20 protein-coding genes and 2 pseudogenes are annotated in these 22,116 nt (G+C 38.2%); 3 read left to right on the top strand and 19 right to left on the bottom strand.

Features of this window, described 5'->3' with window-relative positions; translation table 11 throughout:
• Window positions 1–121 precede the first annotated feature (121 nt).
• Window positions 122–1,741: a hypothetical protein gene (locus C231_RS08240; protein ID WP_018659281.1), complete on the bottom strand. Its 1,620-nt coding sequence runs from the start codon at window positions 1,739–1,741 to the stop codon at window positions 122–124.
• Window positions 1,742–1,914: 173 nt separating this feature from the next.
• The gene (locus tag C231_RS08770; RefSeq protein WP_083912505.1) at window positions 1,915–7,497 is read right to left on the bottom strand and encodes a leucine-rich repeat protein; all 5,583 of its coding nucleotides are present in this window, start codon (window positions 7,495–7,497) and stop codon (window positions 1,915–1,917) included.
• 229 nt (window positions 7,498–7,726) lie between these two features.
• On the opposite strand from C231_RS08770, the gene C231_RS08230 reads away from it, so the two are divergent.
• The 3 genes from C231_RS08230 (at window position 7,727) to C231_RS08225 (ending at window position 8,661) form a co-directional block, all read left to right on the top strand.
• Window positions 7,727–8,086, top strand: coding sequence for a helix-turn-helix domain-containing protein (locus tag C231_RS08230; protein WP_245533373.1), 360 nt, complete (start codon window positions 7,727–7,729; stop codon window positions 8,084–8,086).
• Between the two features lie 94 nt (window positions 8,087–8,180).
• Entirely contained in the window at window positions 8,181–8,327 is a 147-nt protein-coding gene (locus C231_RS08560; RefSeq protein ID WP_018659279.1) for a hypothetical protein, read from the top strand.
• A complete protein-coding gene (locus C231_RS08225) occupies window positions 8,317–8,661 on the top strand; it encodes an IS30 family transposase (RefSeq protein WP_026314334.1) in 345 nt (114 codons plus the stop codon). Before C231_RS08560 ends, C231_RS08225 begins: the two co-directional genes overlap by 11 nt.
• Before the next feature lie 115 nt (window positions 8,662–8,776).
• On the opposite strand, the pseudogene C231_RS07735 reads toward C231_RS08225, so the two are convergent.
• From C231_RS07735 to C231_RS0103445, 17 genes and pseudogenes are all read right to left on the bottom strand, one after another.
• A pseudogene (locus tag C231_RS07735) lies at window positions 8,777–10,428 on the bottom strand (DUF4368 domain-containing protein).
• 104 nt (window positions 10,429–10,532) lie between these two features.
• Window positions 10,533–10,697 carry a transposon-encoded TnpW family protein gene (locus C231_RS0103520; RefSeq protein WP_018659278.1) on the bottom strand — a complete coding sequence of 55 codons (165 nt, stop codon included), beginning with the start codon at window positions 10,695–10,697 and terminating at the stop codon, window positions 10,533–10,535.
• Between the two features lie 102 nt (window positions 10,698–10,799).
• On the bottom strand, window positions 10,800–11,486 hold the full coding sequence (locus tag C231_RS0103515) for a hypothetical protein (protein ID WP_245533372.1): 687 nt from the start codon (window positions 11,484–11,486) through the stop codon (window positions 10,800–10,802).
• A gap of 38 nt (window positions 11,487–11,524) precedes the next feature.
• Complete coding sequence (gene mobQ, locus C231_RS0103510; protein ID WP_018659276.1) at window positions 11,525–13,009, bottom strand: MobQ family relaxase; 1,485 nt, start codon at window positions 13,007–13,009, stop codon at window positions 11,525–11,527.
• A gap of 241 nt (window positions 13,010–13,250) precedes the next feature.
• Window positions 13,251–13,571 (bottom strand): DUF3847 domain-containing protein, encoded by a 321-nt coding sequence (locus tag C231_RS0103505; protein ID WP_018659275.1) that lies wholly within the window; start codon window positions 13,569–13,571, stop codon window positions 13,251–13,253.
• A 130-nt stretch (window positions 13,572–13,701) separates the two neighbouring features.
• Entirely contained in the window at window positions 13,702–13,872 is a 171-nt protein-coding gene (locus tag C231_RS08655; RefSeq protein ID WP_018659274.1) for a hypothetical protein, read from the bottom strand.
• 50 nt (window positions 13,873–13,922) lie between these two features.
• Window positions 13,923–14,183, bottom strand: a complete 261-nt coding sequence (locus C231_RS0103495; RefSeq protein WP_018659273.1) for a glycine zipper domain-containing protein — start codon at window positions 14,181–14,183, stop codon at window positions 13,923–13,925.
• A 60-nt stretch (window positions 14,184–14,243) separates the two neighbouring features.
• Complete coding sequence (locus C231_RS0103490) at window positions 14,244–15,914, bottom strand: recombinase family protein (RefSeq protein WP_018659272.1); 1,671 nt, start codon at window positions 15,912–15,914, stop codon at window positions 14,244–14,246.
• A 54-nt stretch (window positions 15,915–15,968) separates the two neighbouring features.
• Window positions 15,969–16,208 (bottom strand): annotated as a pseudogene (locus C231_RS08395) (type IV secretory system conjugative DNA transfer family protein); the annotation flags it as partial.
• Window positions 16,209–16,332: 124 nt separating this feature from the next.
• Entirely contained in the window at window positions 16,333–16,611 is a 279-nt protein-coding gene (locus C231_RS0103480; protein WP_018659270.1) for a DUF1648 domain-containing protein, read from the bottom strand.
• A gap of 17 nt (window positions 16,612–16,628) precedes the next feature.
• Window positions 16,629–17,069 carry a hypothetical protein gene (locus C231_RS0103475; RefSeq protein WP_018659269.1) on the bottom strand — a complete coding sequence of 147 codons (441 nt, stop codon included), beginning with the start codon at window positions 17,067–17,069 and terminating at the stop codon, window positions 16,629–16,631.
• On the bottom strand, window positions 17,056–17,271 hold the full coding sequence (locus tag C231_RS0103470) for a helix-turn-helix transcriptional regulator (protein ID WP_018659268.1): 216 nt from the start codon (window positions 17,269–17,271) through the stop codon (window positions 17,056–17,058). Before C231_RS0103470 ends, C231_RS0103475 begins: the two co-directional genes overlap by 14 nt.
• 89 nt (window positions 17,272–17,360) lie before the next feature.
• Window positions 17,361–18,821 carry a MobQ family relaxase gene (gene mobQ, locus C231_RS0103465; protein ID WP_018659267.1) on the bottom strand — a complete coding sequence of 487 codons (1,461 nt, stop codon included), beginning with the start codon at window positions 18,819–18,821 and terminating at the stop codon, window positions 17,361–17,363.
• A gap of 242 nt (window positions 18,822–19,063) precedes the next feature.
• The gene (locus C231_RS0103460; RefSeq protein WP_018659266.1) at window positions 19,064–19,384 is read right to left on the bottom strand and encodes a DUF3847 domain-containing protein; all 321 of its coding nucleotides are present in this window, start codon (window positions 19,382–19,384) and stop codon (window positions 19,064–19,066) included.
• A gap of 110 nt (window positions 19,385–19,494) precedes the next feature.
• Window positions 19,495–19,863, bottom strand: coding sequence for a DUF3021 family protein (locus C231_RS0103455; protein ID WP_018659265.1), 369 nt, complete (start codon window positions 19,861–19,863; stop codon window positions 19,495–19,497).
• A gap of 98 nt (window positions 19,864–19,961) precedes the next feature.
• The gene (locus C231_RS0103450; RefSeq protein ID WP_018659264.1) at window positions 19,962–20,144 is read right to left on the bottom strand and encodes a transposase; all 183 of its coding nucleotides are present in this window, start codon (window positions 20,142–20,144) and stop codon (window positions 19,962–19,964) included.
• Window positions 20,145–20,225: 81 nt separating this feature from the next.
• The gene (locus tag C231_RS0103445) at window positions 20,226–22,064 is read right to left on the bottom strand and encodes a DUF4368 domain-containing protein (protein ID WP_018659263.1); all 1,839 of its coding nucleotides are present in this window, start codon (window positions 22,062–22,064) and stop codon (window positions 20,226–20,228) included.
• Window positions 22,065–22,116 lie beyond the last annotated feature (52 nt).

Genomic DNA, 22,116 nt, shown 5'->3' with positions numbered 1-22,116 from the left:
ATTTTTCAGCGGCCTAGATTTTGCGCGACACCTAAAAAATTCTGAGCCTTATGTCATAGCTGATTTTTCATATAAAAAACTCCCTTCATTTTCGAAGGGAGTTCAAAAGTTAAATTAACTTTTATTCAAAAACACATTGAGTCATAAAGAGTCCAGCTGCTAGGTAAACAATTGCCACTGCTATCAGCCATGGACTTGTCACCTCACCTGCTTGTGGTAGTTGTTGAGCAACTACTGCTGGTTTACTTTCAAATTGCTCTTGTTTGGGAAGAGCTGGTTTTTTTGGAGCTGGCTTAACTTTCTCAACGACTTCTTCAGTGGTCGTAAGTTCCTCTTCTTCCTCATTTGGTTCAGGAGTTGGATCTTCAACTTGAGGTTCCTCTTTTGGTTCTTCTTCTGGGCTTGGAGTTGGTTTTTCTTCAGGTTCAGGAGTAGGCGCTGTCTCCTCTGGCTCCTGAGCTTTGTACATCACTGCTGCAATATCTCGATAATCCTCATCAGCACTCACATAATAAAGGACTGAAGGATTTGCGCTTAGATTAAAGATTTCCGCATATCTAAATCTTTTCTCATCTTCTTCCACATCTTCCCCAATGATTGCCCAATGATCTGTTCGCTTGGTAAGGCCGACTCCACTTCCGAGTAGACCGTCCTCACTTAATTGATCTTCCGTAATGGTTTCTGGTTGAGAAACATAGGTCATACATTTTTCAAGTCCTTCTTTACCGAAGTCATATAAAGATTGCCCACCTGCCTCTTCACTTGCCGGTGGAATATTTTCACCAAAGCTGCGCCAAGCCAGTCCCATATACAGAGGAAGAATAGATGTCTTTTTAGCCTGATCTTCTGTAACAATATATTCCACTCGAAGATCGAAAGGGAAAAAACTATTGTTTGCAGTGATGACGTAGTTCCTTACTCGCCAATCTCCTGAAAGACCCATTTCCTCAAGATAATCATCCGGCATTTCAAAAACACCACCAGGAACATGATTTATTCCTTCTGCCTTTAAAGCTTCACCTTCATGATACCAGGCTAAACTTCCCGGTAGTAAAGCATCTTCATAATCCGGGGATAATACGTTCGTCCGGCGTATGCGTTCCTCCCACTCGTCAAGGAGTTCGTAATAGGCCTCTTCATCTTCAGCCATATGATAGCGATATACCTCCAAAGGCATTTCAATATCTCGAGCATATTTCTTAATAAATTCAGAGTCGTAAAGGAATTGCTCATCATTTTCAGCAAGGTCTCTCCAATAGGCGACCTTGTCATAGGTGCCAATCTGAGTGAAACGAATCTTTCCAACTACTTGAGGAACAGCTGAGTGGAAAGTGTTGGCCGTTTGTATGTGATCGCTTGATTGGATGCCTTGAAGGGAAACTTGAAAGGAATATTTGATTTTGCCCGCTTCTAGTTTCTCGGCCTTTAAGGGAGTCACATCTACTCCGCCACCGTTTGATTCGATATTATCCGACATTGTCCCGTTCCGCAGATGGGGTGTGGGACTTGGTGTTTCATCTTCTACAGCTTCTTCAACCTCTTCCCCTTTCCAGACAGTGACTTGTTCTTCTGGCAAGTCAGCAGACGATTCTTCGGCATAAACCCCTATCTCTGCTTGACTCATAAAAACCAAAATCATGAGTACCGTGAGGGAAAAGCCCTTTAGTTGATCAAACCATGAATGCCTCGTCCTTGCTTTGGGCGATTTAAAACTCAGCTTGCTTTTTCGTCTATTTAACATGTCTACATCTCCTATCACACACCTCACTTTCATTTTTAAATATTCTGATTTTCTTGTGTTTCATCAATTGCCTACTTGTTCTAAAAACATCATCTTACTTTAAGCGGGAAAGAGCCGCTCGACATCAAGGTCGAACGACTCCCCACTTAAGTGTTATAGCTTTATTGCCTTTATTAAGCGACTTGTTCTTCCTTCTTTTTAGTGGTTAAAAGGAGAGGTAAGCCTGCAAGTGTAAGGACAAGTCCAAATACTGACAGATTGGAACTTTCACCTGTTCGTGGGAGAGTGACAGGCTGAGGTGTTTGTTCTTTAGCAATCATTGGACGCGTTGTTGGTGCTTGCTGTGGAGTCTCTTCAAGCTCTCGTTCAACAATAATCCGCTGAATCGCTGCATACTGCTTACCATCAGGGTTGGTCACTGTCACCTTAATATCAAAGACTCGCTCTGTTTCGCCTTCTTGCCAGTCTGTCACTTGAGCAACGCCTTTGAGTTCACCCGTTTCAAAGTCAAAAGTAATCCCATCTGGAATATTTTCAACAACATAGGTTGGCACAGCTGAAAGGTCTTTTGGCAACTCTTGCGTGACAGCTTCAGAACTGTCCACCTGCTTCAGAAAATCCTGAGGTCGTGCAGAGTAAATTTCTGTTCGACTGCTTCTGCCTGTAGGAACAACAAGCAGGTGTCCGCCTTTTCCTAGTCGGCGGGAGGTCCCCATTCTTGAGGCTGCTACCGGCAATTCCGGACGGTTCGGATCGCCGCCAGGTGCAGTTGGACTGATTGGCACAAATTCTAACCGCATTGGCTTAATCACTGTGCCGTTTTTGTACCGAGCTTCTTTAGGGATTGGCTTGTAGTTTGGAGCTGGTGTGCCGTCCTTGCCGTCTTTGCCATCTCGACCATCCTGGCCGTCACGACCCGGTGCTCCATCCTTACCATCTTTTCCTGGTGCACCTGGGTCACCCTTATCGCCCTTGTCGCCTTTTTCACCTTGTGGACCCTCAGGACCTTGGTCGCCCTTGTCGCCTTTTTCACCTTTTGGACCTTGTGGGCCTTGGTCGCCTTTTTCACCTTTTGGACCTTGTGGACCTTGGTCGCCCTTGTCGCCTTTTTCACCTTTTGGACCTTGTGGGCCTTGGTCGCCCTTGTCGCCTTTTTCACCTTGTGGACCTTGAGGACCTTCAGGGCCTTGGTCGCCCTTGTCGCCTTTTTCACCATGTAAAACATCAAAGGTTTGGTCAGGCTGGCCTTCAATCTTAATGATTATTCGATGACCTTTATTGTCATCAAGGGGCTGAGTTTCAATGATTGGAGTCTTACCATCTTTGCCCTTAACTTCTCCCGCATCAGTAGTCTCAGTGCTTCCATCTGCGTGAGTTAAAGTCACCATTAAGTGACCTGTCTTTTCATCAACTTCAACATGGGTGATGCTTGTTCCATCTTGACCATGTTTAACGTCAAAATGTTGGTCCTGCTGGCCTTCAACTTTAACCGTAACCCGGGTACCTGAACCATCTGGTAATTCTGTGAATTCAAAAGTTGGGGTTTTGCCATCCTCGCCCGTGACTTTGCCCAAATCTTTCGTAGTTGTATTACCTTGGCTGTCTGTAAGGGTCACAATCAAGTAGCCTTTCTCATTAATTCGAACATCCGTTATGCTGGTTCCGTCTTTTCCGGGATCGCCTGGGTCACCTTTCTCGCCTTTTTCACCTTTCTCGCCTTTTTCACCTGGGGTGCCTGGGTCACCTTTTTCACCATCATTTATGGTAAAGGTGTTAACCACTTTGCCGTCAACAGTAACCGTGACAGTGGTTACACCGTCAACTTTGTTAGTTGTAATCACTGGCGTCTTACCGTCGGCTCCCGTCACCTTACCAGCGTCGACAACTGTTGGTTCTCCTTCGGCTGGTGTGACAGTAACTTTTAAGTGACCATTTTCATCAATGGTTGCGCCGGTAATGCTGGCACCATCTTTACCGTCTTTACCATTTTCGACCTTGATAACCTTCGGTTCTTTACCTTCTTCGGTAATGGTAATGGTACTGCTGCCATCAGCGTTAGTTGTTACTTCAATGCTGGCGCCGTCTTTGCCATCTTTTCCGTCTTTAACGGTAAAGCTTTGATCTTCCTTGCCTTCAATCTTCACAACGACTTTGGTGCCGCCGTCAACTGGGACAAGTTCGATTGCAGGTGTCTTACCATCTTCACCCTTGACTTTACCGACAGTGATGTCTTTTCCAGGCTTACCTTCACCATCAGTAGTTTTTAGAACTAAGATGCCACTGTCTGGGTCATAGGTCGCACCTGTCACACTAACACCGTCTTTACCATTGGTACCGTTGATTACTTCAATATCTCGTGTCGTTCCATCTGGATTAGTAATGGTAATCACAGTCTTCTTAGGATCGCTAGTGTCAACGTTTGTGACGCTGGCTCCATCTTTTCCGTCTTTGACAGTAAAGACTTTATCTTCTTGACCTTCTACTTGAACGGTGACTTTTGTTCCACCGTCAACCTTTTCAGTCTTGATAGTAGGCGTCTTACCGTCTTTAAGTTCTACTAGAATTTTTTCATAACCGTCTTCGCCCGGCTTCTTAGTTGGATCGATTTGAACAACTTCGTAAGTGCCTGGTGCGTCTTTCTTCTCACGAACGGTGATTGACTTACCATCTTTACCGTCTTTGCCATCTTTCCCATTGCGAAGTTCTTTATTCATCACAAAGTTTTCTTGGAAAGTTTGTTCCTGGTCAGTTCCTTTATTAATAGTAATCGTTAGGGTGTAGCGACCGTCTTTATAGTCCAGCTCATTAATTCGGAAGAAGCTGGTGTTTTTTCCACTTGCAACGGTCTGGTCTTCTTCGTTAGTGACAACATATTCAATGGTCTTAACACCTTCAAACTCAATACTTGAAACCATGTATCCTTCAGGGTTGTAGTGTGGGGTTGGCTGTCCGCCGCTATCAACGCCTGGCTCTTGACCGCCAACAAGCTGCCCTTTGAACTTCACTGTTCCCGCTTGTTTTTCATACAGGGCATTCACATAGTAAGCACGGTCCAGCGGGGTGGATGGGAGGCGGTCCCACTCTTTAAAGCTATAGCCATAATCGGGTGTAACGGCTGGTGCTTTAAGGTGTTTCAGTTTCAGCTGGGCGGGGAGGAGAACTTCGGCAATAATATTATCTCCAGCGGTAAACTGGCCGTATGAGCCAGGCTTAAAGTGAATCCGCACATAACGCTCAGCCGCTGAGTGATAGGATGGGTTATAGATGACGTTTGGTCGGTTGATGGCCTGAACTGTCAATGGGCCTTCAATCACCTGGTCATCTGCCACACTCCACTCACCCAAGAAGGTGTAACTCTGGTCTAACCGGTCCGGCACTTGTTTCGGCTGGACGGTTGGCTTCTTCAGCTTACCGAGTCGGACGCGGTTGCCGAGGAAAACGTCATAGACTAGAGTGCCAGAGACCTCACCGTTGCGGTCTGATTCAAAAGTCACGCGAGCGTAACCTTCAGGCACTGCTGGGTAAGGGGTCGTCTGTCTTGGGATAATCTCTTCAACCAATTCCGCCTTAAAAGTTGCCGTTTCTGCCATGACTTCATCCGCTCCCACGCGTGAGCCATCAGTCTTCAACCAAGATTGGGTAAAGCCGTAGTTTTCTTTCGACTGAACAGTTGGATGCTTGAGGTCTTTAAAGGTCTTGTTGGCTGCGATAAGCACATCCATCACTTGAACTCCACTCAAGCTTCCACGATCAGCATCCGCTGTAAAGTTGATACGAACATAACCCGGCTGAACTGGGCCTGTTGGGTTTTCGATGATTTCTTGGCTGTAGGTCGCCGTCACCGTCATATCCTGATCAACTAAGGTAGCGTCTTCCTTGTCCCAACCTGTATGTCCCCAACCGTAGTCTGCTTCAATTGTCGGCTTGGTAAGGTCACCCAGAGTCTTATGGGTTCGAATCAAGACATCATAGGTCTTGACCCCTCTTGCGATCTTACCGTGGTTGCCGGCTAAGAATTTCACCCGGGCATATCCATTAGGCGGGGTGTTGCCTGGTGGGTCTTCTACAATATCGGCCTTACGCAAGACAACTAGTCGTAAACGCTCTGGCTTAGAGACTCGACCTTTGGAGTCGGTCGCCTTGACATCAATCTCAAAGACCTTCTCCTTCTCGTCCGCCTGCCAGTCTGAAATCGTGGTCGTTCCGCTAATCTTGTCAGCACTTCCGCTTAAAAAACTAGGGAGGTTGTCATAGTTGACGGACTGGACCGTTGCCCCTTCAAAGGTCTTGACCTTAACTGGCAGGTTAAGTACTTCACTCTCATAGATCCGGACTTCCTTAAAAGGCTCAACGACTGGGGTGTTGTCCACTCGAGCTTGGACGGTTTCCCTTGTGGCCGTTTCTTTTTGGCTGTCGTTGATGGACTTGAAGGTGACTCGGGCGCCTGCCTTCAAGGTGTCGCCGACCACCCGGATCTGAAGCTTACCATCCACAACCGGAACTGGCTGACCATTAGACACATAATCTTTACCGTCTTCGGTCGTTAAAACAATAGCATTCGGCAGGCCGGGGACGGTGATTTCAATTCTTCGCACCCACTCATCCGGGTCAGGAACCCCCACTTCCATCTTCAAGTCACCCTCAGTCAGAGCAGTTACTTCTAAAGGAGAAGGAGCCGGTGGGTAAAGGGTAATTTTCCAATCCCCATAGCCATTAGGTTTACTGACTCTTTGCCGGGTAAAATCCACCTTCTTAAAGCGGTACATAACCTTCCCGTTAACCTCGACCTTCTCCAGATATTCTGGGAAGTATTCATCAATATACTGACGAAAACCCCTGAAGGTGTAAAGCGAGTTGTCTTCCACATCAAAAAGATAAGCAGTCGGCTTGACTTCAACGGTTTGATTGCCGAATGCGTTGCTGTATATACTAGCAGCTGAGTTGATCTGTCGAAAATCGCGAATCTTGTTGTTGGTAAAAACCTCGGTCCCTATATTTGTCACTCGGGGCAGACTTACACTGGTCAGCTGGTTGTTCCTAAAAGCATTGTACCCTATACTTGTCACCTGGGGCAGACTTAAACTGGTCAGCTGGTTTCCTTCAAAAGCCGCGCCCCCTATATTTGTCACTCGGGGCAGACTTACACTGGTCAGCTGGTTGTTCCTAAAAGCATCGGACCCTATACTTGTCACCTGGGGCAGACTTAAACTGGTCAGCTGGTTTCCTTCAAAAGCCGCGGCCCCTATACTTGTCACTCGGGGCAGACTTACACTGGTCAGCTGGTTTCTGGAAAAAGCATAGTGCCCTATACTTGTCGCTTGATCAGATTCAAAGTGAGTCAGTTTATTATTCGCAAAGGCATAGTGGCCGATCGTTTCAAGATGACTGGTCTCAAGGTAGCTGATAGAGTTCGCGTTAAACGCGCGGGTGCCGACTTTTTTCAGCCCGCGGGCGACCAGCCCCAAGAACCCGGCCCCGTCAAAGACCGCGTCCCCGACTTCTTCTACATGGTCGGGTAGGATAATCTTTTTAGACATCAGGGCGTTGATCACCCGTGTGCCGGATTCGTTGACCCGGACAATCTTGTGGGGATTGGAGGGGTCAAAGTCAAAGTGACTGTCTTCCATTTGAATATACTGCGTTAAATCTTCTTCCGCATGAGCGCTAGGTGTTCGAGACACTTGCGGCCATGCCATACCTACCGCCAGCAAAAAGGCCAGCAGTAGGCTGGTTATTCTCTTCTTCATTATTCTCATTCCTTTCAATTTAAATCATGAACGACACCTCATTACTTATTTATTCAAGGCGAGTTGTAAAATTAAGTGCAACAAAAATAAATAAGTAAGAGTCATTCTTCCTCTGATATGATGAATGTGTCTAAACCAACAAAAGGAGGAAGAAATAACTCAATTATATTCTATCAGATTACGGGAAAAAAGGACACACTTAACCTACGATGACCGATTAACGATTGAAAAATTGTTTATGGATAATTACAAAAAGCCTAAAAAGGATCGTCTAAACCAAAGCGATATTGCTGAACGCATTGGTGTCCACCGGTCTACGATTTCAAGAGAATTAAAACGAGGCCATTACATAAAATATGATACTACACTCGCTCCTATGGATGCTTATTGTGCGGATTTAGCCCAAAAGGACTATGATCGCAAAGCGACCGCCAAGGGACCGACACTAAAGATCGGAAAAAATCACGAGCTTGAGCGTGACCTCGAAAAAGAGATTTGCGAGCACAAAAGATCCCCCTATTCTGCCTTAGAAAAAGTGAAGGATAAAAAGTCTTACAAGAAAAGGAAAATCGAGCAAAAGAAGCTACCGCCGAGTTGAAAAACGAGTCCGAGATCCTTTGGCCAAATCAATCAATGACCGACCACAAGAGGCCAATGATCGAAGTGTTTTCGGACACTGGGAGATGGATTGTATGGAGTCTGGCAAAAAGAAAAGCCGTGCCGCGCTATTAACCATGGTTGAGCGCAAAAAGAGACATAGCCTTCTCTTTAAAATCCCTGCAATGACTCAGGCCAATATTCAAGCTATATTAGACGATTTAGAGAGAAATGGGCACTGAGGCCTTTAGAGAGATCTTTAAGAGCATTACTGTCGATAACGGTTCAGAGTTTCTGGATTGGCAATTTCTAGAGCGTTCGATTGATTTAGACGACCAGGAGCCGCGAACACAGATCTACTATTGTCGCTCCTATAGTGCCTGGCAAAGAGGCAGTAATGAGCAATTAAATGGCCTAATAAGACGTTTTATCCCCAAAGGTAGTGATCTAAGCCAGTATAGCACTGACGACATTCAGAAATTGGAAGACTGGCTAAACTCAACGCCTCGCAAACTCTTTGAAGGGAAATCATCAAATGAGATGGTTGAACAAGCGGGGATAAAGTTAGCTAGCTAAAAATTTTCCCACCCCATGGGGTGGGAATGACACTACGTTATATCAGGGATTTTTGTTGCATTTCAATTTGCAATTAGCATATCTCAAATGATTACTTCCATAAAAATTATATACATTATTCTTCACTCTGTGGTACTTGACAGTTGCCTATAAAGTTAAAGTAAACATCAACTTGTTGTTTTCTATATTTGCCTTTTCTTCCTCCTGTAGATTCATGGACTACAACTTTTTCAATGTATTCATTTATCATAGGTACTGTAAGTTTTTCAATATTGGTATATTTTTCTATCATTTTTAGGAATTTATCGGTGTCAACTTTTCTTTGATGATAGCTTTCAATTTCTTGTTCAAAATACTGTATTTGTTTTTCTAAGTCTTGTTGCTCTGTATCATAGGTATTAAATAATCTATCAAAGTGTTTTACAGGAATTTTCCCAAGTGCGTGGTCTTCATATAGCTTTGTAATGAGAGTGGTTAGTTCTGCGTTTCTTGATGACAACTTTTCTAATTTCGTTGTATCTTCTTGATACTTTTCTTCTCTTTTTTCATCGGATAACTTGTTCATCACTTTTAGAAATTCTTGCTTTTCTTCTTTTGCAAAGTTGGTTATCTCTTTGATTGATTTTAGGAGAATCTCATTGACTGTTTTTACTTTGATATAGTGCATACTGCAAGTGCCTTTTCTGTGTCTGTAATGTTGGCATACAAAACAATAATCACAATCATATTTCTTTTCTTTATGTTCTGCCGGCTCTCGATAGCTTAGCTTTCCTCCACAATCGGAACAGATTAAAAGTCCTGTAAATGGGTGTGAGGTTGTACCATACTTTGGACTTCTTCTTACTGTTTTTCTTAATCGTTGAGCGTTGTTCCATGTTTCTTCGTCAATGATGGCTTCGTGGGTATTTTTGAAGATAATGAGTTCATCTTCTTTTGCCTTTCTTCGCTTCTTAGTCTTATAATCAAGGCATATTGTTTTACCAAGTACAGTGTGTCCCATATATTCTCTTTTTTCTAAAATATAACCTACTGTGGTCGGTGTCCAAAAATATGGATCGTCTATTCCTCTTTTCTTGGAGCTATGGTTATTTTCGGGGTAATGTATTTCTGCATAGGCTGATGGGATAAGGACTTTATCTTTGGTTAATATATCTGCTATCTGTGTTACCCCATATCCCTCTATTACAAGCCTATAAATGCGTTTTACGACCTTTGCACTCTCTTTATCGACAAGTAGCTCCTGTTTGTTCTTAGGGTTTCTATAATAGCCGTATGGAACGCTGGGTGATACTCTTTTACCCTCTTCCATTCTTGCTCTAAAGATGGATTGTATTTTTCTTGAGGTATCTCTTGCATACCATTCATAATGTTTAGAAATGGGGTAAAGTCGCTTTCTGCTTGTTTTTCGCTATCTATTCCGTTATTGATGGCGATAAACCTTACTCCCTTTTCTTTGAAAAGTATTTCGGTGTAAAAGCCTACTTTGAGGTAATCTCTGCCAAACCTACTCATATCTTTTACTATCACAGTAGATACTTTGTTTTCTTCTACTGCTTTTATCATCTTTTGAAATCCTTGTCTATCAAAGGTTGTTCCGCTTACTCCGTCATCGGTATAATGATAGATATTTACAAAGCCGTTTCTTTTTGCATAACTTTCAAGTAGTTGCTTTTGATTGATGATAGAGTTACTTTCTCCTTGAAGCTCATCATCTCGACTTAAACGCTCATAAAGGGCTGTTTGTCCTATTCTTTTCGTATTTGACATGAGAATTACCTCCTTTCCAAGTTCTTATTATTTTCTCTGTCCTTATAAGGTTAATCCTTTTGGGAAGATTTGTCAAGGACATAAACAAAATTTCTTTGACAAATTTATATCTTCTCTGTTTCTCTCTTTATTAGCTTTAATATTTTATCCTTGTATGTTTCCCCTGTACCTTGCTTAAAATGTAGGTTTACAGTATATTTTGTCTTTCCAATATCCATTATTAGCTGTTTATGTTGTAGTTTTTTTATATCTCTTTTTTCTTCTTCCATGTGTCCTCCTTTCCACTTTTAGACAAAGAAAAAACAGTAAATCTTTTTTTCAATTTACTGTTCCTCAAATTCTTATATTCAATTAAGCAAATTGGGAGTTGTCTATCCAAAAGGGAATGGAATAATAATATTAAACAGGAATGCAAGAACGATACTAATTGTTCCCATTAATGCAAAACTCCTCAATGTATCTCTCCTCAAAACAATAAGTCCAATAATAAATACTATCAATTCCAACACTGACAATGCACTAAAATACCAACACCCATATACAAAGCACATATTGAACAATACTGCCAAAATCAGCACCGACAGTATAAATGCCAGTTTGCTTTTCCCCTTTGCATACCAACAAACAAAAGCCAACAATGGAGATATAGCTGTAAATCCAAACCAAATCATCGCATAACTTCTTGGGAAAAATCCTGCAATATAGTTTGAATACAAATAGTAACTTCCAACCATACCAACAAAGAATATAAAAACATTGATGCTTGCTCTTTTTGCAGAATTGCTATAAATAGAGATACACAATGCAATCAATGTCCATATTGCAAAACGTCCAAGAAAATTACCAATATCTAATGCTCCATTTATTGCCATAAGCACACTCGGAAGTTCAGCTTGACTAAAATCCAAATATTTTGAAAAAGTTCCCAAAGCTATTCCAAGAAACAATAGCACAATAGTATTTATAATTTTTTTATTATTAGATATTGGATTTTCAGCATTCCTTATATCATTCAAAACCCTTATCATAAATACCCCACAAATTCTAATTTGTTTCACTCTATATCCATGATATTATACCACATTTAAGCCAAGTTTTATAGGTCTAACTCGTTCCTCTTTACCTGTGTTAGTCGCTTTTCTTGTTCCTGTAACTGCTCTATACAGGTTTTAACTTTTTCTGCTTGTCCTACTTCCTCTCGTATCTCCAATATTTGATTATATAGGCTATTTTTCTCTTTCTTCAAAGTGGTAACTTCTGATTTCCATTTTGATATAGCTAAGGTCTTGCTTTCTCCTAAATGTTCTTTTAGATATTTTCTTGCACTCTCAAATAAAATAATCTCTGCGGTATATTCGTTATAAAAATCTTCCTGCTTGCTTTTCTTTATCTTGGTATAGTTTTTATATATGTCTTTATGTTTCAAATATTTTTCTGCTTGGTCGATAAGCTGTACTCTGTCATTGGTTTTCTTTTCAGTATCTTTTATGGCTCTTGTAGTCTTGTAATTCTTATCTCTTAATGCTGATATACTTTCTTTCAATTCGTATATTGATGTAATATTTTTTTCTTTAAGGAATTGATAGCTTTCAATATATTTTTCTAAGTCTGCATTGTGGTTATCTGAGTTTTCTTTTATGAAATAAGAGAGCATATCTGTTAAATCATTTTGTTTTGGTAGGGTAGTGGATTGTATAGCCATATCGTCCTGTTTATCTTTTGAAGTATCATTATTTTTATCTTTCGTTAAACTCCTTATCCATCTCATTAAGGCTTTTATTCGTCTTGCAATTTCTCTTAATATCTTGTTTTGATGTTTGATTTCTCGGTTGATATTTCCTCTGTTGGTAACAATACCTTTTTTCTCCATTTGACTTGCCGATACTCCTAAATGAATGGTCGGTATTTGTTCTATGCCTTGTCTTTCATAGGAGCGGTGGTCAACTTTTTCCTGTATACTGTTTTCTTCAAGATATTTGTTTGTAATATCTGCCCACGACTTTCGCCACTCTTCTGCTTTGTCTTGCTCGTTCCAATCGACTGTATCTATTTTTCTTGTTTTGTAATTGCCGTTTTTAAGTTTTACTTTTTCTCCGTTTTCATCAAGGATATATTCCTTTTTTGATTTTGCTCCCCATGTTGTATCTTCATTTAACGGTCGCATTGTTAGTAGGATATGTGCGTGTGGGTTTCCATCATCTTTATCGTGTAAGGCAATGTCGGCACACATACCAACATTTACAAAATTATCTTTTACATACTCCCTAACAAGTTCAATCTGTTTTTCTCGATTTAGTTCTTTAGGTAAAGCAATTTCGATTTCTCTTGCAAGCTGTGAGTTTTTACTCTTTTCTATTTTCTCTACGCTATTCCATAATGTTCCCCTGTCTAAAAATGCCTGTGGTGCATTTTGTGGCAATAGGATTTCTGTATGGGCTATTCCTCCTTTTCTTGTAAAGTCATGGACTATGCCGTCATACTCGTTTTTTATCTTTTCGCCACTTCGATAGGCGGAAGCTGCTACTGCACTTTTGCCTTTGCCTCTTGAGATAATCTTTATGCAAAGATGATATATCGCCATAGTCAAAAACCTCCTTTCCATTTTTCGATATGGTTATAGTGGCGATAGATAAGACTTTCTAAAAAAATCGGATAACTTTTTATCCGATTTCTTTTGGGAAGTACACAAGGGGTAGGAAATTTATTTCCGTAGGGGAGTGTAGCTCCCCTGTATCAGCTTTAGCTGATATGCTCTCTGCAAGAGCCTTCGGAGAACGCACACACCCTTTAGGGTGTATAAGTGCGCCCTTGTAACCAAGGGACTATTCCTCTGTGTTCATTTCTTCCTCTTGTGTTTCTGTAATTTTATTTTCGCTTTGTCCTCGTTCTTCTACTATTTTTAAGATTTTTTGATTGACTATTTCTTTTATATTCGGAAATGTGATTAGCTGATAAAATTCGTCTTTGGTAAAATCCCTACTCTCGTTAAAGATACTTTCAAAAACTGCTCCTTTTTCATATATCCTTTTATCTCTCTTTTTTCTTTCTTCCTGTTTCTGCTGACTGATGAGTTTTCTTCTTTTGTTTTGTAACTGCTTAATTTCTTCTTCTGCCATTAAAATTTTTTCATCTATGTTTTTCATTTTGATTTCCTCTCTTTCTAAATTTGAGCAAAGAAAAAACAGTAAACCTTTTTTGATTTACTGTTTCTGTGATTGCTATGTTATAGCTTTTATTTAATTGTTTGAGTCAGACAAACCAGGATTTATAATTCTACAAAAATTCCAAAACACCTAAAAGAATGCTTGAAGCTGCTAGTAATAAAACTCCAATAACTTCAAGTGTATTTTCAATGTTTTTGTCTTTTTTATATTGCTTGATAAATTTAGGAGACATAAAACCTAAACCTATTCCAAATAATAAATAACCAATTCCTTTTAACATTTTATTTCCCCCAAATTAGCAAATTCTAATTATAAATTGAAAATTTAAATCTACTTCTTGTAGTTCATTCCCACAACCATACCCAGTAACATACCAATAGACATACCAATAGCTAAATTGTCTTTGTCAAATGCTATCCCTACTGCAGTTCCTAGACACATGCCAATAGCCATGCCTTCAGACATGAAATTTTCTTCTTTTTCCTTCTCTTTTGCGCTATCATTATTAGATTTTTTCTTTACAATATTGATTGTGAAAATTGCAACTAAACTTACTAATATCACAGGTAATATTATTTTTATAATTTCCACTATTTATATCCTCCACAAATTCTAATTTATCTCTCAATATTCGCATATATTATACCATTTTTAAGCCATTTTTTCTATATCTACTTTCTGTGGTACTTGACAGTTTCCTATAAAGTTAAAATACACATCAACTTGTTGTTTTCTGTCTTTGCCTTTTCTTCCCCCTGTGGCTTCATGGACTACAACTTTTTCTATATACTCATTTATCATTGGTACTGTCAGTTCCTCAATGTCGGTATATTTCTCTATCATCTTCAGGAATTTATCGGTATCAACTTTTCTCTGATGATAGCTTTCTATTTCATTTTCAAAATACTGTATTTGTTTTTCTAAGTCTTGTTGCTCTGTATCATAGGTGTTAAATAATCTATCAAAGTGTTTTACAGGAATTTTTCCAAGTGCATGGTCTTCATATAGCTTTGTAATAAGGGTTGTTAGTTCTTCATTTCTTGATGACAGTTTTTCTAACTTTTCTTTATCCTCTTGATATTTTTCTTCTCTTTTTTCATCAGATAACTTGTTCATCACTTTTAGAAATTCTTGCTTTTCTTCTTTTGCAAAATTGGTTATTTCTTTGATGGATTTTAGGAGAATTTCATTCACTGTTTTTACTTTGATGTAGTGCATACTGCAACTTCCTTTTCTGTGTCTGTAATGTTGACATACAAAGCAATAATCACAATCATATTTCTTTTCTTTATGTTCTGCCGGCTCTCTGTAACTTAACTTTCCTCCACAATCTGAACAGATTAAAAGTCCTGTAAAGGGGTGTGAGGTTGTCCCGTACTTCGGACTTCTTCTTACTGTCTTTCTTAAGCGTTGAGCATTGTTCCATGTTTCTTCATCTATGATAGCTTCATGGGTATTTTTGAATATAATGAGTTCATCTTCTTTCGCCTTTCTTCGTTTCTTGGTCTTATAATCAAGGCATATTGTTTTACCAAGTACAGTATGTCCCATGTATTCTTGCTTTTCTAAGATATAACCTACTGTGGTTGGTGTCCAAAAATACGGGTCTTCTATTCCTCTTTTCTTGGAGCTGTGGTTATTTTCAGGATAGTGTATTTCTGCATAGGCTGATGGGATAAGGACTTTATCTTTGGTTAGTATATCTGCTATCTGTGTTACTCCATATCCCTCTATAACAAGCCTGTAAATGCGTTTTACGACCTTTGAACTTTCTTTATCGACAAGTAACTCCTGTTTGTTCTTAGGGTTTCTAAAATAGCCATATGGAACGCTTGGTGATACTCTTTTGCCCTCTTCCATTCTTGCTCTGAAGATGGATTGTATTTTTCTTGAGGTATCTCTTGCATACCATTCGTTCATAATATTTAGAAATGGGGTAAAGTCGCTTTCTGATTGTTTTTCGCTGTCTATTCCGTTATTGATGGCGATAAATCTTACTCCCTTTTCTTTGAAAAGTATTTCGGTGTAAAAGCCTACTTTGAGGTAATCTCTGCCAAACCTACTCATATCTTTTACTATCACAGTAGATACTTTGTTTTCTTCTACTGCTTTTATCATCTTTTGAAATCCCTCTCTATCAAAGGTTGTTCCGCTTACTCCATCGTCTGTATAGTGATAAATATTTACAAAGCCGTTTCTTTTGGCATAGCTTTCAAGTAGCTGCTTTTGATTGGTAATGGAATTGCTTTCTCCTTGCATTTCATCATCACGACTTAAACGCTCATAAAGGGCTGTTTGTCCTGTTCTTTTTGTATTTGACATGAGAATTACCTCCTTTCCAAGTTTTTATTATTTTCTCTGTCCCTAAAAGGTTAATCCTTTGGGATCAGTTACACAATAGCTACTGTGCATCTGCATTAAGTTAGGTTTGACATAAAATCGGGTTTTTCCACTTCCTGAACCACCGATTACAAGTACATTCTTATTTCTTGCATACTTTGGATTTGCCGGTCTGCCATTCATTATCAGTCTTTCGGTTTGTGTAAGCAAAATATTATTTTGAAACTTTTCATCCATATATGGCTCTATATCTTTTTTAGTTCCCCAAGAAGCGTTTTGTCAAGTACCTTTTTATATTTATGGACGCTTTTTCTATAAGGTGTTTTTACTTTTAGGCAAAGAAAAAACAGTAAACCTTTTTTGATTTACTGTTTCTATGTTTGTTTTTATAAAAATGTGATTATCTGTTAAATATCAATGTTATAACTGATATTAACAAGCCAATAACTGAAAGTATCAAATATTTCTTTTCTTTTTCCTTTGAAAAATAATATCCTAAACCACCGCCAATAGATAATAATGTTGGTAATACCACAGCTAAAATTTTAGGGTAGGTATTTGATGGATTTCCTGATATATCTATCTGTACAGTTACCATATCTGGTAGTACCATATAACCATAAATTCCTAATCCAAGTGATATAACAATGATTATACCTAATAGAATTTTTTTGCTCATTTTCATTTCCTCCATTTCTACATTTTGTTTTCAAATTTAGAACGCCAGTATAAAGCATATATTTGTATTGAAAGATATATCGCCACTATCATTATGATTGCCAATTTATCAATTCCCATCAAAGAAAAAATAATCAACATTGCAGCGAATAAGTAAATCATTAAATCATAGGCTTTCGCCTTGGATTTTTCGGCAATTAAAATATTTCTTTCATCATTTTTCTCAATCTGAATTTGTCTCTCTAATTCTTCATGATTTTTAGTAGAGAAATATTTGATTACATTACCCATAAAATGACCAAAAATTCCACAACCAACGCCAATAAATATATATGGAATAGTAACTATCATTTTATCTGTACTAACACTATTTTTGTGAATCAAAAATCCACATGCAACTAACCCTATTCCTAAAAATGTAAAAAAACAATCTTTTGTAACATTCTTATTTTTTTTCATCTTCTTCTCCCTCCTCATAAATAAAAATATCTTCAATGCTTAAGCCAAAATACTTAGCGATTTTAAAAGCTAAAATAATCGAAGGATTGTATCTTCCATTCTCTAAAGAACCAATCGTCTGCCTTGATACCTCCAGAATAGAAGCTAACTCTTCTTGTGTTATTCCATTCGCTTTTCTTATTTCTTCAAGTCTGTTCTTCACATTAAACCACCTCCCACAAATGACAAGCCAACTTTACATTTATTATAATCATTACTTTCAGAAATGTCAAGTATACTTTCCGTTTTTCTCTAAAGTTGAAAATCTTTACCCTTGATCTGTGTTAGTTCCTTTGAATGTTCCTGTAATTGCTCTATACAGGTTTTAACTTTTTCTGCCTGTTCAACTTCTTCTCGTATCTCCAATATTTGACTGTATAGGTTCTTTTTCTCTTTCTTCAAAGTGGCAAGTTCTGATTTCCATTTACTGATGGCTAAGGTTTTACTTTCTCCTAAATGGTCTTTCAAATATTTCTTAGCACTTTCAAATAAAATAATTTCTGCAGTATGCTCGTTATAAAAATTCCCCTGTTTGCTTTTCTTTGTCTTGGTATAGGCTTTGTAGGTGTCCTTATGCTTCAAATATTTTTCTGACTGGTCTATGAGTTTTGTTTTATCATCAACTTTCTTTTCGGTATCTTTTAAGGCTCTTGTGGTCTTGTAATTCTTATCTCGTAAGGTAACTATACTTTCTTTTAGCTGGGATAATGAAGTGATATTTTTATCTTTGAGTAGCTGATAACTCTCAATATATTTTTCTAAATCTGCATTATTCTTATCTGCATTTTTACGGATAAGATTTTCAAAGATTGACTGCAAATTTTCTTTGAGTGGGAGGGTGAACTTTATATTTTCATTTTCTGTATTTTCTTCTTTTCCAATTCCCCTTATCCAATTTAGCAAGGCTTTTATTCTTCTTGAGATTTCTTTTAATATCTTGTTTTGATGTATGATTTCTCTGTTGATGTTTCCTCTGTCTGTGGATATGCCTTTCTTTTCCATTTGTGTTGCTGATACTCCTAAATGAATGGTCGGTATTTGTTCTATTCCTTGCCTTAGATAAGAGCGATGATCCACTTTCTCCTGTATGCTGTTTTCTTCAAGATATTTGTTTGTGATATCTGCCCATGCTTTTCGCCACTCTTCTGCTTTGTCTTGCTCATTCCAATCTGTTGTATTGACTTTTCGTGTTTTGTAATTTCCATTTTTGAGTTTTACTTTTTCTCCGTTTTCATCAAGGATATATTCCTTTTTTGATTTTGCTCCCCATGTTGTATCCTCGTTTAGTGGTCGCATGGTAAGTAATATATGACAATGTGGGTTTCCATCATTTTTATCATGTATTGCAATATCGGCACACATACCTACTTTTACAAAATTTTCTTTTACATATTCTCGTACAAGATTTATTTGTTTCTCTCGGTCTAATTCTTTGGGTAAGGCTACTTCAATTTCTCTTGCAAGTTGTGAGTTTTTACTCTTTTCTATTTTTTCAACACTATTCCATAATGTCCCTCTATCTGAAAATTCCTGTGGTGCATTTTGTGGTAAAAGAATTTCTGTATGGGCTATTCCACCTTTTCTTGTAAAGTCATGGACTATACCGTCATATTCGTTTTTTATCTTCTCGCCACTTCGATAGGCGGAAGCTGCTACTGCACTTTTGCCTTTACCTCTTGAAATAATCTTTATGCAAAGATGATATATCGCCATAGTTAAAAACCTCCTTTCCATTTTCTGATATGGTTATGGTGGAGATAGATAGAACTTCCTAAAAAAATCGGATAGCTTTTTATCCGATTTCTTTTGGGAAGTACACAAGGGGTAGGAAATTTATTTCCGTAGGGGAGTGTAGCTCCCCTGTATCAGCGTTAGCTGATATGCCCTCTGCTAAGAGCCTTCGGAGAACGCACACACCTGTTAAGGTGTATATGTGCGCCCTTGTAAACAAGGGACTATTCCTCTATCTTTGTTTCCTCATCTTCTTTTTCTGTGTTTTGAGTTTCTATTTCTTCTCTGCTTTCTATGATTTTTAAGATTTTAAGATTGGCTTCTTCTTTACGAATTAGAGATATGATCAGCTGATAAAATTCATCTTTGGTTAGATTTTTGCTTTCTGTAAAGATACTTTCAAAGACTGCTCCTTTTTCATATATCCTTTTATCTCTCTTTTTTCGTTCTTCCTGTTTCTGCTGACTGATGAGCTTTTTCCTTTTGTTTTGTAACTGCCTGATTTCTTCATCTGCCATTAAGATTTTTTCTTCTATGTTTTTCATTTTCTCGTTTCCTCTCTTTCTAATTTTGAGCAAAGAAAAACAGTAAACCTTTTTTGATTTACTGTTCCTGTGGTAATTTTTATTAAATTGTTAGTTCTACAAACTGGGATTTATTTAGTTAAAGTTTTCCCAAAAATAAAATATGAAATAGTCCATAAAACTATACCTACAAATAAAAATATTCCAAATACTTTTACATAGTCTAAAACACTATTCAATTTATACCAACCACTTATATATAATAAAGGCAACACTGTTACCAGCATAATTAAGAAGTGTATGACTGATTGCTTAAACAATGACCAATTTTCGATTTCATATATTACAGAAGCTGCAGCTACCGAAGCTATAATGATACCAACTATGAATGTCCCTCTAACCTGGAAAGGATCTATCCCTTGATATTTCATTATTATTGATATTATTGTCATTATGATTAAAGGAATAATTCCCCTAAGTATTGCTATCTTTATTAACATTTAATTACCTCTACAAATTCTAATTTGTTTATCTATATTGACTAATATTATAGCATTTTTTTCGATATTTTTCTACTGTCATATTTCTCTACTCACTACTATTTGTCCTTTGAATGTATTACTTTGAACAGCTTATCTTGAAATGTCTCTTTACTCTTTTTATCAAAATATATCTCTGTTACAAAGGTCTTTCCATTTATCTTCTTTGTAAGAATGCCATCGGGCTTTTGATGTTGTTCTGTCTGTATTTCTTTAATATCTGTTTTCTCATTTTCTGCCATTTAGTTCCTCCTTTCGACTTGCACAAAAAAAAGATTTCCTGTGATTAGGAAACCTCTTTTGCGATTAATTGATATTTGGTTTTAGGTTGTTGCTTGTAGTTTCTTTTTTGCTCTGTATTCTCTTGCTTTTAATTTTTCATACTCTCGGCACTTTTCAAGATTTTTGGCTCTGTATGCTTTAGAATATGCCCTATGATAAGCTCGTGATTTTTCTCTCTTTGCTTCTTCTATTTCTTCCCTCATCTGTATCATTTCTTGTTCTGTCGGCTCTATCTGTTTTGTAAGTTCATTTTCAAATTTTCCGATATAGTTAAAATAAACCTCTATTCGTTGAACTACATATTTTGCTCTTTTTACATCTCTTTCATGCACTGCGATTTTACTGATAAACTCATTGATAATGGTAGGGGTAAGTTCTTCAAAGTTGGAATAGCTTTCTGCAAGTCTGATAAATTTCTTTGCTCTTTGGTTTGCATTTTCACATTCGGATAAGCGTTCTTTGATTTCTTCTTTTTCTGCTTTTAAGGTGTAGTATTCTTCTGCATACTTTCTTGATAACTGCTCATAGCGTTCTGTATCCAGATTTCCAAGTGCATTATCTTCATAGAGTTTATTCATCACTCTTTCTATCTGTTCCATTCGATCTGTGATTTGTGGCATACGCTTTTGATTTTTCTTGACTTCTTCGGTCTGTTCTTTATACAGACTTTTCTTTACAAGTTTCTCAAATTCTGCTTTGTTTTCCAAAGAATACTGTGCTATCTTTCGCAAGACTTCTGCGATATTTTCCATAACCTCATCAACATCAATTCGGTGTGGGGAGTTGCATTTGGGGTGCTTTGCTTTCCCTTTGGCATATTCACTGCAATAGGTTACATGCTGTACTTTTTCGTTTTTGTGTATGGTGCGAATGTGCATTTTTGTTCCGCAATCTTTACAGTACATCAGTCCTGATAATGCGTGAATTTCTCCGTCTCCGTTTGGTCTTTTTACAGGTGCATTTTTTAACATACGCTCTACATTTTCAAAGGTAGGTCTATCTATTATAGGCTCATGCACATTTTCTGTTATTTGCCATTTGCTTTTATCTACATAATGGTTTCTCTTATCTCTGTAATGCTTTTCGGTCTTGAAGTTGACTACATCACCACAATACTCTTGTCTTTTCAGTATGCGTGTTAGAGTTGCTTTGTTCCAGTTATATCTGTTTTCTTCATTTAGTGGTTTGTTTTTTGCTGTTCCTCTGCCTTGTTGTTTCATATAAAAGGTTGGGGTTAGTATTTCTTTTTCTTTCAGGTAAACAGCTATCTGATTTCTGTTTTTCCCCTCCATAAATAGCCTGAAAATGAGTTTTACAACTTCGGCAGCTTCTTTATCGACTATCCAATAATCTTTGTTCTCAGGGTCTTTTATATAGCCGTATGGGGCTTCTGTTGCAACAGGCTTTCCGTCTGCTCCTTTGGTTTTAATTCCCGTCTTTACTTTCTTGCTGATGTCTCTTGCATACCACTCTGACATGATGTTGATAAATGGAGCAAATTCCAATGTGTTTTGGTCAATGCTATCTATTCCATTATTGATAGCGATAAAGCGTACATTGTTTCTTCTGAATATCTCCATTGCATTACCGACTTGAAGATAATCTCTTCCCCATCTCGTCATATCTTTCATGATGACAATTCCGATTTTGCCTTGCTCTACATCGCTTATCATCTGTGTATAGGCTGAACGATCAAAGAACCTACCGCTTTCATCATCGTCGATATAATGGCGAATGTTTATCAGCTTTTTATCTCTTGCATACCTTTCTAAAAAGGCTTTTTGATTGACAATACTATTACTCTCGCCACCGTCTCTATCTTCATCACCAACTGAAAGGCGGGAGTATAGTGCTGTGATTTTGTTATGATATTCTATCATGCAATATCCTCCTTTTCTCGTGTCTATATATCACTCCTGTTCAGTTAATATT

Source organism: Allofustis seminis DSM 15817 (assembly GCF_000374325.1).
In the GTDB taxonomy this organism is placed as follows: domain Bacteria; phylum Bacillota; class Bacilli; order Lactobacillales; family Carnobacteriaceae_A; genus Allofustis; species Allofustis seminis.
The sequence above is the reverse complement of the archived record's forward strand: the minus strand, read 5'-3'. Positions and strand labels throughout refer to the sequence as shown.

Coding starts and splice junctions, on each gene's coding strand:
- C231_RS08560 (WP_018659279.1), top strand. CDS start 8,181: ATGGAGTCTGGCAAAAAGAAAAGCCGTGCCGCGCTATTAACCATGGTT.
- C231_RS0103475 (WP_018659269.1), bottom strand. CDS start 17,069: ATGAAAAAAAATAAGAATGTTACAAAAGATTGTTTTTTTACATTTTTA.
- mobQ (WP_018659267.1), bottom strand. CDS start 18,821: ATGGCGATATATCATCTTTGCATAAAGATTATTTCAAGAGGTAAAGGC.
- C231_RS0103445 (WP_018659263.1), bottom strand. CDS start 22,064: ATGATAGAATATCATAACAAAATCACAGCACTATACTCCCGCCTTTCA.
- mobQ (WP_018659276.1), bottom strand. CDS start 13,009: ATGGCGATATATCATCTTTGCATAAAGATTATCTCAAGAGGCAAAGGC.
- C231_RS0103505 (WP_018659275.1), bottom strand. CDS start 13,571: ATGAAAAACATAGATGAAAAAATTTTAATGGCAGAAGAAGAAATTAAG.
- C231_RS0103455 (WP_018659265.1), bottom strand. CDS start 19,863: ATGTTAATAAAGATAGCAATACTTAGGGGAATTATTCCTTTAATCATA.
- C231_RS0103480 (WP_018659270.1), bottom strand. CDS start 16,611: ATGAGCAAAAAAATTCTATTAGGTATAATCATTGTTATATCACTTGGA.
- C231_RS0103490 (WP_018659272.1), bottom strand. CDS start 15,914: ATGTCAAATACAAAAAGAACAGGACAAACAGCCCTTTATGAGCGTTTA.
- C231_RS08770 (WP_083912505.1), bottom strand. CDS start 7,497: ATGAGAATAATGAAGAAGAGAATAACCAGCCTACTGCTGGCCTTTTTG.
- C231_RS08230 (WP_245533373.1), top strand. CDS start 7,727: ATGGATAATTACAAAAAGCCTAAAAAGGATCGTCTAAACCAAAGCGAT.
- C231_RS08225 (WP_026314334.1), top strand. CDS start 8,317: ATGGGCACTGAGGCCTTTAGAGAGATCTTTAAGAGCATTACTGTCGAT.
- C231_RS08240 (WP_018659281.1), bottom strand. CDS start 1,741: ATGTTAAATAGACGAAAAAGCAAGCTGAGTTTTAAATCGCCCAAAGCA.
- C231_RS0103520 (WP_018659278.1), bottom strand. CDS start 10,697: ATGGAAGAAGAAAAAAGAGATATAAAAAAACTACAACATAAACAGCTA.
- C231_RS08655 (WP_018659274.1), bottom strand. CDS start 13,872: ATGTTAAAAGGAATTGGTTATTTATTATTTGGAATAGGTTTAGGTTTT.
- C231_RS0103450 (WP_018659264.1), bottom strand. CDS start 20,144: ATGGCAGAAAATGAGAAAACAGATATTAAAGAAATACAGACAGAACAA.
- C231_RS0103460 (WP_018659266.1), bottom strand. CDS start 19,384: ATGAAAAACATAGAAGAAAAAATCTTAATGGCAGATGAAGAAATCAGG.